The organism is Variovorax sp. GW821-FHT10C12 (assembly GCF_059415405.1).
This window is the reverse complement of the sequence record NZ_JBWKNE010000005.1, coordinates 184,857-198,176: the sequence shown is the minus strand read 5'-3', so window position 1 is coordinate 198,176 and position 13,320 is coordinate 184,857. Positions and strand designations below refer to the sequence as shown.

Below are 13,320 nucleotides of genomic sequence, written 5' to 3'. Positions count from 1 at the left end.
ACAGGCACCGCCCGTGACGCTCACGTACGAACCACCCCGGGAGATGCTTCGGCTGGAAGGCGTGTCCAAGCGCTTCCCGGGCGTGAAGGCCCTGTCGAGCATCGACCTCTCGGTGCGCCAGGGCGAGGTGCACGCGCTGCTCGGCGAAAACGGCGCGGGCAAATCGACGCTGATGAAGATCCTCGGCGGCATCCACCGGGCCGACGAGGGCCGCATCGTCGTCGACGGCACCGAATGCCACTTCGCCGGCTACGGCGACGCCATCGCGGCGGGCATCGGCATCATCTTCCAGGAGTTCAGCCTGGTGCCGTACCTGAACGCGGTGGAGAACATCTTCCTGGGCCGCTACCTCACGAACCGCTTCGGCCTCATGGACCAGGCCGCCATGCAGCGCGAGGCCCGCGCGGTGTTCGACGAGCTGGGCGTGCAGATCGACCTCGGCGTGCCGATCTGCCAGCTCTCGGTGGCGCAGCAGCAGTTCGTCGAGATCGGCAAGGCGCTGTCGCTGAAGGCGCGGCTGCTGGTGCTCGACGAACCCACCGCCACGCTCACGCCCAACGAGGCGGAGCACCTGTTCAAGGTGATGCGCGCGCTGCGTGCCAAGGGCGTGGCGATGATCTTCATCTCGCACCACCTCGATGAAATCTTCGAGGTGTGCGACCGCATCAGCGTGCTGCGCGACGGTGCCAACGCCGGACACGTCGAGGTGGCCGCCACGACCGTGGACGCGCTGGTCGAGATGATGGTGGGCCGGCGCATCGAACAGAGCTTTCCGCCCAAGCCGCAGCCCGCACCGAACAGCCGCAAGGTGCTCGAGGTGCCCGAGATCCAGCTCGTGAAGGACGGCCCAGTCAACCGCTTCGACCTGCACGCGGGCGAGATCCTCGGCTTCGCGGGGCTGGTGGGCTCGGGCCGCACCGAACTCGCGCTGGGCATGATGGGCGCCGACCGCACGCACCGCAAGACGGTGCTGCGCAACGGCCAGCCCGTGCGCCTGGACGACCCGACGCAGGCGCTCGCGCACGGCATCGGCCTGCTGCCCGAAAGCCGCAAGGTCGAAGGGCTGATCACCGACTTCACGATCCGCTTCAACATCTCGTTGAACAACCTCGGGCGGCACCGCCGCGCGGGCGTGGTCGACACGGCCTCGGAGAAGCGCGCAGCCGATGAACTCTCGCGCCGCGTGGGCGTGAAGGCGCCGGGCATCGACACCCGCGTGGCCACGCTGTCGGGCGGCAACCAGCAGAAGGTGGTGATCGCGCGCTGGCTCGGCCACGACTGTGACGTGCTGATCTTCGACGAGCCCACGCGCGGCATCGACGTGGGCGCCAAGGCCGAGATCTACCAGCTGATGCGCGAACTCACGCGCCAGGGCAAGTCGATCCTGATGATCTCCAGCGAGCTGCCCGAGATCGTCGGCCTGTGCGACCGCGTCGCGGTGTTCTCGGGCGGCGCCATCGTGGCCACGCTCACGGGCGACGCCATCAACGCGGGCGAAATCATGCGCCACGCGACCTCGTCCTCTCCCTCCCTTCCCTCTTCCTCCGGGAGCCCCTCATGACTGCCACCGCCACCCATCCCACGCCGCCCGTGCCCGCGGGCGGGTTCTTCACGCAGCTGCGCCGCTCCACGGCCTTCCTGCCGCTGGTCGGCCTTATTGCCATCTCGGTCTTCATGATCGTGGCGACCGACAACTTCCTCTCGGTGAGCAACCTGCAGAACATCGCGCTGCAGTCGTCCATCAACGCGATCATCGCGGTGGGCATGACGGCCGCGATCCTCACCGGCGGCATCGACTTGTCGGTGGGCGCGGTGGTGGCGCTGTCGGGCACGCTGGCCTCGGGGCTGATGGTGCACTTTGGCCTGCCACCCGTGCTCGCCGTGCCGCTCGGGCTCGGCGTGGGCGCGGTGATCGGCCTGTTCAACGGCTACTGCGTGGCCTACCTGCGCATGCCGCCGATCATCGTGACGCTGGCCACCATGGGCATCGCGCGCGGCATCGCCCTGATCTACACCGGCGGCTACCCGATCGACGGGCTGCCCGAATCGTTCGCCTTCCTGGGCAGCGGCACGCTCGCGGGCCTGAAGGTGCCGATCCTCGTCATGCTGGCCACCTACCTCGTGGCCTACGTGCTGCTCAACATGGCGCCCTTCGGCCGCTATGTGTACGCCATCGGCGGCAACGAGGAAGCCACGCGGCTGTCGGGCGTGCGCGTGTCGCGCTACAAGCTGCTGGTGTATGTGCTCAGCGGCCTCACGGCCGCCATCGCGGGCATCGTGCAGGCCGCGCGCGTCACCAGCGGCCAGCCCGGCGTGGGCGTGGGCTTCGAGCTCGACGCCATCGCGGCGGTGGTGATGGGCGGCACGTCCATCGCGGGCGGCCGCGGCGCCATCGTGGGCACGCTGGTCGGCGCGCTGCTGCTGGCGGTGCTCAACAACGGTCTCAACATGATCGGCGTGTCGCCGTACCTGCAACTGATCATCAAAGGCGGCATCGTCCTCCTTGCGATCTTCATCAGCCGCGAAGCCCGCCGCTGACCTCTTCTCCGCTTCTTCGTACCTCCCTCGACTCAAGGAATCCATGTCGTATCAAAAGCTCCAGCCCGGCGCCACGGGCGCCATCGGCGAACTCGCCGCCATGCAGGCCGTCGTGTGCCACGGCCCCAAGGACTACCGCCTCGAAACCGTCGCGATGCCCGTCATCGGCCCGAACGAACTGCTCATTTCCATCGCGGCCTGCGGCATCTGTGCCTCCGACTGCAAGTGCCACTCGGGCGCGAAGATGTTCTGGGGCGGCGACGGCCAGCCTTCGTGGGTCAAGGCGCCGGTCATTCCCGGCCATGAGTTCTTCGGCTACGTCGAGGCGCTGGGCGAAGGCGCGGCGGAGCACTTCGGCGTGGAGAAAGGCGACCGCGTGATCGCCGAGCAGATCGTGCCTTGTGGCAAATGCCGTTTCTGCACCTCGGGCAAATACTGGATGTGCGAGGTGCACCACATCTTCGGCTTCCAGCGCGTCGTGGCCGACGGCGGCATGGCCGACTACATGCGCCTGCCGCCGACCTCGCGCGTGCACAAGATCCCCGACGGCATCTCGCTGGAAGACGCGGCCATCATCGAGCCGCTGGCCTGCGCGATCCACACGGTGAACCGCGGCGAACTCCAGCTCGACGACGTGGTGGTGATCGCCGGCGCCGGCCCGCTCGGCCTGATGATGACGCAGGTGGCAGCACTCAAGACACCGAAGAAGCTCATCGTGATCGACCTCGTGCCCGAGCGCCTGGCACTCGCGAAGCAGTACGGCGCCGACGTGGTCATCAACCCGAAGACCGAGAACGCCGACGCCATCGTCAAGGGCCTCACCGAAGGCTACGGCTGCGACGTGTACATCGAGACCACCGGCGCGCCCATCGGCGTGACGCAGGGCCTGGACATGATCCGCAAGCTCGGCCGCTTCGTCGAGTTCAGCGTGTTCGGCTCGGAGACCAGCGCCGACTGGTCGATCATCGGCGACCGCAAGGAACTCGACGTGCGCGGCGCACACCTGGGCCCGTATTGCTACCCGGTCGCCATCGACCTGCTGGCGCGCGGGCTCGTCACCTCGAAGGGCATCGTGACGCACGACTTTCCGCTGACCGAATGGGAGCACGCCTTCGCGCTGGCCAACTCGCTCGACTCGATCAAGGTGCTGCTCAAGCCGCAGCCCCGCGCAGTGTCATGAAGTACGTCGTCGGCGTCGACATCGGCACGCAGAGCACCAAGTGCCTGCTGGCCGGCATCGACGGCAAGGTGCACGCGCAGGCCAGCGTGGCCTACCAGCCCGAGACGCCGAAGCCGCTGTGGGCGCAGCAGGACTGCGAGGTCTGGTTCGATGCCGTGTGCGAGAGCGTGCGCGCCTGCGTGGCGCAAGGCGGCATCGCCGCGACAGACATCGCCGCGCTGTGCGTGAGCAGCCTCTACGGCGGCGCGGGCATCCCGGTCGACGAGGCCATGCGCCCGCTGCACCCGTGCCTGATCTGGATGGACCGCCGCGCCACCGCCGAGGTCGATGCGGTGAACGCGACGGTCGACGTGGCGCGGCTGCAGGCCATCACCGGCAACGGCGTCGACAGCTACTACGGCTTCACCAAGATGCTGTGGCTGCGCGAGCACCGGCCCGAGGTGTGGGCGAAGACGCACCACTTCCTGCCGCCCAACAGCTATATCAACTGGCGGCTGACGGGCCAGCTCGCGGTCGACCACAGCTCGGCCGGCAACATCGGCGGCGTGTACGACGCGGCGCGGCGGCGCTGGTCGGCGCAGGCGCTCGACATGCTCGGCATCCCGGCGCGCATGATGCCGCCGCGGCTCGTCGAATCGAGCGAGGTGGTGGGCCACCTGAGCGCCGAGTGGGCCGCGCAGCTGGGCCTGCGCGAAGGCATGCCGCTGATGGCCGGCGGCGTCGATGCGGCGGTGGCCACCTTCTGCGCGGGCGTCACCGGCAGCGGCGACCATGTCGCGATGATCGGCACCAGCATGTGCTGGGGCTTCGTGAGCCCGACGGTGGATGCGCGCCACCAGCTCATCACCATGCCGCACGTCTACCGCGGCGCGGACCGCAGCTACGTGTTCGGCGGCGCGATCACGGCCGGCGCGGCCGTCACCTGGTTCCTCGAGGCCTTCTGCCAGGCCGAGGTGGCCGAGGCCGCGCGCACCGGTGAAGACGCGCACGCCCTCATCGAACGCCGCGCGGTCGACGTGCCGCCCGGCGCCGACGGCCTCGTCTTCCTGCCCTACCTGATGGGCGAGCGCAGCCCGATCTGGGACGCGCAGGCCAAGGGCGCTTTCCTCGGCCTCTCGCTCGCGCACAGCCGCGCGCACCTGTACCGCGCCGTGCTCGAAGGCGTGAGCTTCGCGCTGCAGCACAACATCGAGGCCGGCCGGCGCAGCGGCCAGCCGCTGGACGACCGCCTGATCGTGGTCGGCGGCGCCGCGCATTCCGACCTGTGGATGCAGATCGTGGCGGACGTCACGGGCTACCGCGTGTTCACGATCGAGGAGGAGGTCGAAGCCGCCCTCGGCGCGGCGATGCTTGCGGCGCTCGGTGCCGGGCTGGTCGACGCGGCCACCGCCGAACGCGGCTGGGTCACGCTGGTGGAACGCGCGCGGCCCGAGCCTGCGGCGCAGGCGGTGTACAGCGAGCGCTTCGAGATTTACACGTCGCTGTACCCGGCGCTGCGTGATGCGATGCATCGGTTGGGATGACGCATCTGTCCGGGGCACGATCACGCCGACGGGGCACCTTGCTCCGCGAATGTCCCCCGGGGCTTCGCCCCTCCTCCTTGATTTCGCTGCGCAAGGCACCCCGCCAGCGTGATCGTTATTCAGTGCGGTCGTTGATCGGCCGCAAACGCAGAGCGTGCCCTTGTGCGCAGGGCACTGGGTGCTCCCCGCAGCGAAATAAAGGAGGAGCGAAGCGGGGGACATTCGCGGAGGGGAGTACCCGGTGTCCTGTGCACACGCCCTGAACCCACAACACCCAATAGAGCGACCAACATGACACCCACTTTCGACTTCTCAGGCAAGCGCGCCCTCGTGACCGGCGCCAGCAGCGGCATCGGCCGTGCAGTCGCAGCGCAGCTCGCCCACTCAGGCGCACAAGTCACCGCCGTGGGCCGCAACGCCGACGCGCTGGAAGCACTGCAGACCGAGTCCGGCTGCCTGCCCTTGGCACTCGACGTGGCCGACGTCGCCGCACTGGAAAAGGCGCTCGCCCCCTTGCCCGCCTTCGACCTCGTGGTGAACTGCGCCGGCACCACCCGCATCGAGCGCGCCATCGACCTGCAGGCCGGGAGCTTCGACGCCGTGATGGCCGTCAACGCGCGCGCCGCCGCGCTCGTGGCCGTGCGCTGCGGCCGGGCCATGATCGCGGCCGGCGTGCGCGGCAGCATCGTCAACGTGTCGAGCCAGGCCTCGCTGGTCGCGCTCGACGCCCACCTTTGCTACAGCGCCTCAAAGGCGGCCATGGACGCCATTACGCGCGCGCTGTGCCTCGAATTCGGGCCGCACGGCATCCGCGTGAACAGCGTGAACCCGACCGTCACGCTCACGCCGATGGCCGAGCAGGCGTGGTCCGATCCGGCCAAAAGCGCGGCAGCGCTCAAGAGCATTCCGTTGGGACGTTTCGCGCAGGTCGAGGAAGTGGTCGCGCCGATCCTGTTCCTGCTGTCCGACGGCGCGGCGATGGTCAGCGGCGTGGCGCTGCCGGTCGATGGCGGCTACACCATCGCCTGAAGAAAAACCTCCGCCTCAGGCGAAGCGGGTGCCGCCCTGCGGCGCGTCGAGCAGCGCGTCGAGGTTGCGCGAGATCTTCTGCTCGATCTGGTCGCTGAAGCTGCTGAACAGGAAACCCAGCGTCGCCTCGAGCCGGAAGGTGTCGGCCGTGACCTCCACCGTGCCGTCGATGCCCGCGCGGCTGAACTGGGCCCGGTCGCAGTCGGTGCCCTCGGTGTAGGTGCATTCCAGACCGTAGTCCTGCTCGACCTGATGCACCCATTGGCGCGCGACTTCGCGGGCGCCGGCAATGCCCAGCGTGTGGTTGCGTTCGATTTGGATGTCAGGCACCGTCGTCTCCGTTGTTGTCGTGTGTGCGGCCGTGGCGCGCATGGGTGTGCAGGATACCCGTGGCGGCCTGCAGGGCGCTGCGGCGCTCCTCCGTCGTAGCCAGCGCGGCGATGCGCCGCACCGCAGTGTAAAAGCGCGGCCAGTCGCGGCCCTCGCGTTCGAACAGGGCCTCGAAGCCCGGCACGAGGTCGTCGTACGCGCCCTGCGCACCGAAGGCCGCGTTGTTGGCGCGCGCCACCCAGCCGTCGTAGGCGTTCTGGCGCGGGCCGGTCCACGCCGCCTTCAGCGCGGCATAGCGCTCGCGAAAGTCGGCCATGGCGGCCTGCTTCTGCGCCTCGACCTTCGTCCAGTCCTTCGCCTTGGCTTCGGGCGACTCGTACACCTGCGTGAGCGCGCGGCGCGTGTTGAGCGCCAGCGCACGGAAGTCCTGCCGCTGTGCATTGAACTGCGCGTACTCGGCGCGCGCCGCCTCGCCGGCTTCACGCTGCAGCCACATCGCGCCGCCGATGCGCTCCACGGCCGTGGCGTACGACTCGTTGAACACCGTGTCGCCCGGCACATAGAGCACCTGGTGCGCCAGCTCGTGGAACACGAGGCGCGCCAGCTCGCCCTCGGGGTAGCCGATGAAGGTGGACAACAGCGGATCGCCGCCGGCCCAGTTCATCCAGCCCAGCGTGGAGTACGCGGGCACGGGGTACACGGCCACTTCGAGGCCGTGGGTCTTCTGCGCTTCGGCCTCGGTTTTCGCGGCGGCCTCGTCGTAGTAACCGCGATACCCCACGCAGCCCGCGACCGGGAAGCACCAGCTCTTGAGCGTGAGCGAGTACGGCGGCGCGGCCACCACGTTCCACACGGCGGCGGGGCGGTGCAGGTCGGCATACGAGGTGTAGCTGGCGTTGTCGGGCAGGCCGAGTTCGCTCGACGCGAAACGGCGGATGCGCTGGGCAAGCTCGAGCTTGGCCTTGAGCGGCGCGCCCACGGCCGGGTCGGCCAGCCATTCGGGCACGGGCTTGGCCGCGCGCAGGATGTCGAGGTGGCCGTTGGCCGATTGCCAGTAGTAGCCAAGGTCGGCGCAGCCCGTCAGAAAAAGCGCACCGGCCAGTGCCAGCGCGGGCGCGCGCAGCCGTCGCATCACGCCTTTTCGACCTGCACCAGGCAGTCGTAGAAGGTCGGGCCGCGGCCAATGTCGGTCAGGCGCTGGCTGGTCAGCTCGTTGACGTTGGTGCCGTCCATGCCGAGCTTGCGCCACCAGATGCCCATGCCGTGCACCACGCCCTGGCGCGCGCGGCGCGACACCTCGGCGCGGCAGCGGTGCTCGCCGCGCTGGTTGAACACGCGCACCGTGGCGCCGTCCTCGATGCCGCGCGCGGCGGCGTCGTCGGCGTGGATCTCGAGCAGCGGCTCGACCTCGATGGCGCGCAGGCTGGTCACGTTGACGAAGGTCGAATTGAGGAAGTTGCGCGCCGGCGGCGAGATCATGGCCAGCGGGAATTCGGTCGAGCTGCCGGCCGGCTCCCAGTTGGGCACGTGGTCGGGCAGGCCGTCCATGCCCATGGCCTGCAGGCGCTCGCTGAAGAACTCGCAGCGGCCCGAGGGCGTGGGGAACGTGCCTTCGGCGAACGGCGCCTCGGCCAGCTTCAGGCTGGTGAAGCCTTGCGCGCGCAGCTGCTCGAAGTCGATCGCCTTTTCGGCGAAGGCGGTGCGGCACAGCGACTCGTCGCTCTCCGAAAAGCAGGGCTCGTCGAAGCCCAGGCGGCGCGCCAGTTCGCGGAACACCCAGGCGTTGCTGCGGGCCTCGCCGCGCGGCGCCACGGCCGGGCGGTTCAGCAGCACGTCGGTGTGGCCGTAGCTGCAGTGGATGTCCCAGTGCTCGAGCTGCGTGGTGGCGGGCAGCAGGTAGTCGGCGTAGTCGGCGGTGTCGGTGCGGAACTGCTCGAGCACCACGGTGAAGAGGTCTTCGCGCGCAAAGCCCGCCACCACCTTGGCCGACTCGGGCGCCACCGCCACCGGGTTGCTGTTGTAGACCACCACGGCCTTTACGGGCCTGGCGGTGTCGAGCAGCGCATCGCCGATGGTGCTCATGTTGATGGTGCGCGGCTTGCGCCCGGCCAGCAGGTCGGGGCGCTGCAGCGCGGCGCGGTCGACCGGGTAGTGGCCCGAGCTGCTGAGCAGCAGGCCGCCCGCGCGGTCGCGCCAGGCGCCGACCAGCGCCGGCAGGCAGGCAATGGCGCGTGCCGCGTTGCCGCCGCCACGCACGCGCTGCATGCCGTAGTTCAGGCGGATCGCGGCCGGCTTGGTCGTGCCGTAGGCCTGGGCCAGCGCCACGATCTGTGCCTCGGGAATGCCGCAGACCTCGGCCGCGCGCGACGGCGGCCATTGCAGCGCGCGCTCGCGCAGCTGCTCCCAGCCCAGCGTGTGGTTGGCGATGTAGTCGTGGTCGAGCCAGTCGTGCACGATGAGTTCGTGCATGAGCGCCAAGGCCAGGGCGGCGTCGGTGCCGGGCAGCAGCGCGATGTGCTCGTCGCACTTGTCGGCGGTTTCGGTCTTGCGCGGGTCGATGCACACCAGCCGTGCGCCGGCGCGCTTGGCGGCCTGGGCGTGGCGCCAGAAATGCAGGTTGCTGGCGATGGAGTTGCTGCCCCAGATGAGGATGAGCTTGGCCTGCGCGAAGAACTCGATGCGCATGCCGACCTTGGCGCCCAGCGTGTAGACCATGGCCTCGCCGCCCGCCATCGAGCAGATGGTGCGGTCCAGCAGCGAGGCGCCCAGCTTGTGGAAGAAGCGCCGGTCCATCGATTCGCCCTGCACCAGGCCCATGGTGCCCGCATAGCTGTAGGGGAGAATTGCTTCCGGTTCGGCCTGCAAACCCCGAAGATGCGCGGCGATATCGTCCAATGCCGTCTCCCACGAGACGGGCTCGAAGCGGCCGCTGCCCTTGGGACCGACGCGTTTCAGGGGCTGCACGAGCCGCTCGGCATGGTCATTGCGTTCGATGTACCGGGACACCTTGGTGCACAGCACGCCGCCGGTGTGCGAGTGGGCGGGGTTGCCTTGCAGCTTCACCGCCACGCCGTCCTTGACGGTGGTGACGAGCGCACAGGTGTCGGGGCAATCGTGCGGGCAGGCGCCCAGCACCGTGGAGGGTGCGGTGGCGTCGGGCGTGTCGAGGAGGGAATCCGTTGCGTGGGCCATCGGACAAGTCTAATTTGAGTATCAACACACAGGGCAGAGGGAGGATTTCACCATGACGATGCAATTGAATCGCAGGCATTTTTCGATCGCCACGGCGGCCGCCGCCACGCTGGGCGGCTTCGGCATCGCCCGGGCGCAGGGCGACACGCCGCTGGTGCTGGGCCAGTCGGCGCCGTTCACGGGGCCGGCCGCGCAGCTGGGCATCCAGTTCCACCAGGGCGCCAAGCTGTTCCTGGACCAGTACAACGCCCAGCCGGGCCAGCGCGACGTGGTCATCAAGAACCTGGACGACGGCTACGAGCCCGACCGCTGCGCGGCCAACACGCAGAAGCTGATCGGCGAGGACGTGTTCGCGCTGTTCGGCTACATCGGCACGCCGACCAGCCTGGCCGCGCTGCCGCTGGCGGTGAAGGACAAGGTGCCGTTCATCGCACCGTTCACGGGCGCGATGTCGCTGCGCGAGCCTTTTCACCGCAACGTGTTCCATCTGCGCGCTTCGTACAACGACGAGACGGCATTGATGGTGAAACAGCTCACCCACCTGGGCATGAAGAAGATCGCGGTCTTCTACCAGAACGACGCCTACGGCAAGGCCGGCCTGGACGGCGTGACGCTGGCATTGGCCCAGCAGGAACTCAAGCCCGTGGCGCTGGCCACGGTGGAGCGCAACTCGGCCGACGTGGCCGCCGCGGTGAAGACGATCATGGCGAGCCAGCCGGCGGCGGTGGTGCAGGTCGGTGCCTACAAGGCCTGCGCGGCGTTCATCCGCGAGATGCGCAAGGCGGGCTACGGCGGCGTGTTCTTCAACCTCTCGTTCGTGGGCACGCAGGCGCTGGCGGACGAGCTGGGCAAGGAAGCGGCGGGCGTGATGGTCACGCAGGTGGTGCCCTCGCCCTACAACCAGGCGAATGCGCTGGCGCGCGAGTTCACCGAAGCGGTGCGCAAGGCGGGCGGCGGCGCGAGCGCCAATTTCTCGAGCATGGAAGGCTACCTGGCCGCCAAGGTGCTGACCGAGGGGCTGCGCCGCGCACCGGGCGGCAAGGGCACGCGCGACGGGCTGATCGCGGGGCTGGAAAGCATCGAGCGGCAGCAGTTCGGCGGCTTCGAGGTGTCGTTCTCTTCGAAGAGCCATGTGGCTTCGAAGTTTGTCGAGCTGTCGATGCTGACGGCGGACGGGCGAGTGCGGACCTAGTTTCTCGGGGTGCGGTCAGGCCGAAAGGCCGTCCACCGCCTGGAACATCGCCTGCCGCGCCTGGCTCACGATCTGGCCGCGCCAGGCGTCGCTGTCCGTGTAGAACGCCTCCACCATGCGCGCGCGAATGCCATCGGCCAGATCGGCCGGTGCGTCCGGGTGCTTGTGCAGCCAGTGGTCGGCGCGCAGGGCGCCGGTCACCTCGAGCATCGGCAGCGTGCCGTATTCGAGAGCGATGCCGGTGTACTCGGCCTGCGGGCACTCTTCGTACACGGCGTCCCACATCAGGCCGCGCAGCAGCGCCGAAGTCGAGGAGCCGTCGTAGATCGAGGTGACGGGTGCCGCCGGCGTGCCCCACCAGGCGTTGGCGCGGGCGTAGGCGACCTTGTCGTCGCGGCAGGCAAAGATGCGCTCGCCCAGGCCGTTGGGGCCGAGCCCCGTGTGCAGGTCGATCCAGGCGAGGCGCTTCGCGTGGCCTGCATGGCGGCGCAGCACGCTGCGGATGGTCTTGTTGCTCCACGTCGGCGCCTTGCCGCCGAAGAAGAGGCCGTCGTCGAACTGGTACTGGCCGCTCGTCACCGCCGCCTGGTAGGCGGTGGCACCGTGCTTCTCGATCCACTTCTCGATCGCGGCCTGGTTGTCCGGCGTCGGCGGCCAGGTGTCGGGCAGCAGCAGCGGGTGCAGCTTGGCGTAAGGCTCGTTCACCGGCACGGGCTTCGAGAAGTCGAGGAAGTTGCGGTTCAGGTCGACGTTCTCGTGCGTCACGCGGCGGCCGTACGAAAAGCCGTGCGGGTTCAGCGCATGCACGTACAGCACCGCCACGCCCTGCGCCCTGGCCTTCTCGCGCCACTCGGCGTCGTGCAGCGCGAACACCTGCACGCCGCTGCCGCAGTGGCCTTCGACGCCGTGGCAGGCACTGGTGACGACGAGCAGGCGCTCGGCGTTGGCGTCGCCGTCGAGCGCCACGTCCATCGACAGCTCTTCGCCGTCGCGGCCCTTGAGCGGGTGCGCATGCGGCTCGACCGTGAGGCCGGCGCTGACGCAGCCCTGCAGGAACTTCTGGCGCGCCTGGGCGTAGCGCGACGAAAAGGCCTCGCCGATGCCGATCATGGGGCGGTGCCGCCGGGCTGGAGGAACTGCTCGGCGATCTGCACCCAGCAGGTCGCGCCCAGCGGAATGAGGTCGTCGTTGAAGTCGTAGCTGGCGTTGTGCAGCGTGCACGGGCCTTCGCCGTGGTGCACGTCGCGGTGCGCGCCGTCGCCGTTGCCGATGAAGGCGTAAGCGCCGGGCTTGGCCTGCAGCATGAAGGCGAAGTCTTCCGAGGTCATGGCGGCCTCCTGCTTGAGCACGTTCTCGGGGCCGACGATCCCGCCCATCACGCGGCGCGCGAAGTCGGCCTCGGCTTCGGTGTTGATGGTCGGCGGGTAGTAGCGCTCGAAGCGGAACTCGCAGGTGGCGTCGTGCGCGGCGCAGATGTGCTCGCTGATCTGCTTCATCTTGGCCTCGATCATGTCGAGCACCTCGAGCGAGAAGGTGCGCACGGTGCCCGACAGCTCGCAGTTGTCGGGGATCACGTTGTTGGTTTCGCCGGCGTGGATGGTGGTGACCGAGATCACCGCCGAGTCGGTCGGCTTCATCTTGCGCGTGAGGATGGTCTGGAAGGCCTGCACGATCTCGCAGGCGATCGGCACCGGGTCGATGCCGGTCTGCGGCAGCGCGGCGTGGCCGCCCTTGCCGACCACGTTCACATGGAACTTGTTGCCCGAGGCCATCACCGGGCCGGGGCTCACGGCAAACTGGCCGGCCTTCATGCCGGGCCAGTTGTGCATGCCGAAGACGGCGTCCATGGGGAACTGCTCGAACAGCCCTTCCTTGATCATCTCGCGCGCACCGCCGCCGCCCTCTTCGGCCGGCTGGAAGATCAGGTAGACGGTGCCGTCGAAATTGCGGTGCTTGGCCAGGTGCTGGGCCGCCGCGAGCAGCATCGCCGTGTGGCCGTCGTGGCCGCAGGCGTGCATCTTGCCGTGGTGCTGGCTGGCGTGGGCGAAGGTGTTGAGCTCGGTGACGGGCAGCGCGTCCATGTCGGCGCGCAGGCCGACGGCGCGGGTGCTGGTGCCGTTCTTGACGATGCCGACCACGCCGGTGGTGCCCAGGCCGCGGTGGATGGGGATGCCCCATTCGGTGAGCTTGCCTGCCACCACGTCGGCGGTGCGGACTTCTTCGAAACAGAGTTCAGGGTGGGCATGAAGGTCACGCCGGACGGCCGCGATGCCGGCCGCCTGCGTGACGAGCGAGTCGATGAGTTTCATAAGACACAGTCTAGGCTTTGCGCTGGG

11 protein-coding genes are annotated in these 13,320 nt (G+C 69.0%); 6 read left to right on the top strand and 5 right to left on the bottom strand.

Annotated elements, in window-relative coordinates; translation table 11 throughout:
- The first annotated feature begins 43 nt into the window (after positions 1-43).
- The 5 genes from AC07OH_RS22260 to AC07OH_RS22240 all read left to right on the top strand — a co-directional run bounded on the left by AC07OH_RS22260 (position 44) and on the right by AC07OH_RS22240 (position 6,270).
- The gene (locus AC07OH_RS22260) at positions 44-1,561 is read left to right on the top strand and encodes a sugar ABC transporter ATP-binding protein (protein WP_495302252.1); all 1,518 of its coding nucleotides are present in this window, start codon (positions 44-46) and stop codon (positions 1,559-1,561) included.
- Positions 1,558-2,538: an ABC transporter permease gene (locus AC07OH_RS22255; protein WP_495302147.1), complete on the top strand. Its 981-nt coding sequence runs from the start codon at positions 1,558-1,560 to the stop codon at positions 2,536-2,538. The genes AC07OH_RS22260 and AC07OH_RS22255 overlap by 4 nt, the downstream gene beginning before the upstream one ends.
- Positions 2,539-2,581: 43 nt before the next feature.
- On the top strand, positions 2,582-3,718 hold the full coding sequence (locus AC07OH_RS22250; protein ID WP_495302146.1) for an alcohol dehydrogenase catalytic domain-containing protein: 1,137 nt from the start codon (positions 2,582-2,584) through the stop codon (positions 3,716-3,718).
- A complete protein-coding gene (locus AC07OH_RS22245) occupies positions 3,715-5,241 on the top strand; it encodes an FGGY-family carbohydrate kinase (RefSeq protein WP_495302145.1) in 1,527 nt (508 codons plus the stop codon). Before AC07OH_RS22250 ends, AC07OH_RS22245 begins: the two co-directional genes overlap by 4 nt.
- A gap of 291 nt (positions 5,242-5,532) precedes the next feature.
- Positions 5,533-6,270, top strand: a complete 738-nt coding sequence (locus AC07OH_RS22240; RefSeq protein ID WP_495302144.1) for an SDR family oxidoreductase — start codon at positions 5,533-5,535, stop codon at positions 6,268-6,270.
- Positions 6,271-6,285: 15 nt separating this feature from the next.
- Here the strand turns inward: AC07OH_RS22240 and AC07OH_RS22235 are convergent, their stop codons facing one another.
- From AC07OH_RS22235 to AC07OH_RS22225, 3 genes are read right to left on the bottom strand one after another with little or no spacing between them, the layout of a single operon-like run.
- The gene (locus AC07OH_RS22235) at positions 6,286-6,600 is read right to left on the bottom strand and encodes a polyhydroxyalkanoic acid system family protein (RefSeq protein WP_062476134.1); all 315 of its coding nucleotides are present in this window, start codon (positions 6,598-6,600) and stop codon (positions 6,286-6,288) included.
- Positions 6,593-7,732 carry an aminopeptidase gene (locus AC07OH_RS22230; RefSeq protein WP_495302143.1) on the bottom strand — a complete coding sequence of 380 codons (1,140 nt, stop codon included), beginning with the start codon at positions 7,730-7,732 and terminating at the stop codon, positions 6,593-6,595. The genes AC07OH_RS22235 and AC07OH_RS22230 overlap by 8 nt, the downstream gene beginning before the upstream one ends.
- Complete coding sequence (locus AC07OH_RS22225; RefSeq protein ID WP_495302142.1) at positions 7,732-9,792, bottom strand: molybdopterin-containing oxidoreductase family protein; 2,061 nt, start codon at positions 9,790-9,792, stop codon at positions 7,732-7,734. Before AC07OH_RS22225 ends, AC07OH_RS22230 begins: the two co-directional genes overlap by 1 nt.
- A gap of 58 nt (positions 9,793-9,850) precedes the next feature.
- Here AC07OH_RS22225 and AC07OH_RS22220 point away from each other — a divergent pair, with 58 nt between their 5' ends.
- Positions 9,851-10,984 (top strand): ABC transporter substrate-binding protein, encoded by a 1,134-nt coding sequence (locus tag AC07OH_RS22220; protein WP_082818036.1) that lies wholly within the window; start codon positions 9,851-9,853, stop codon positions 10,982-10,984.
- Positions 10,985-10,999: 15 nt separating this feature from the next.
- Here the strand turns inward: AC07OH_RS22220 and AC07OH_RS22215 are convergent, their stop codons facing one another.
- Positions 11,000-12,094, bottom strand: a complete 1,095-nt coding sequence (locus AC07OH_RS22215) for a M14 family metallopeptidase (protein ID WP_495302141.1) — start codon at positions 12,092-12,094, stop codon at positions 11,000-11,002.
- Positions 12,091-13,293, bottom strand: a complete 1,203-nt coding sequence (locus AC07OH_RS22210) for a M20 aminoacylase family protein (protein WP_495302140.1) — start codon at positions 13,291-13,293, stop codon at positions 12,091-12,093. Before AC07OH_RS22210 ends, AC07OH_RS22215 begins: the two co-directional genes overlap by 4 nt.
- Positions 13,294-13,320 lie beyond the last annotated feature (27 nt).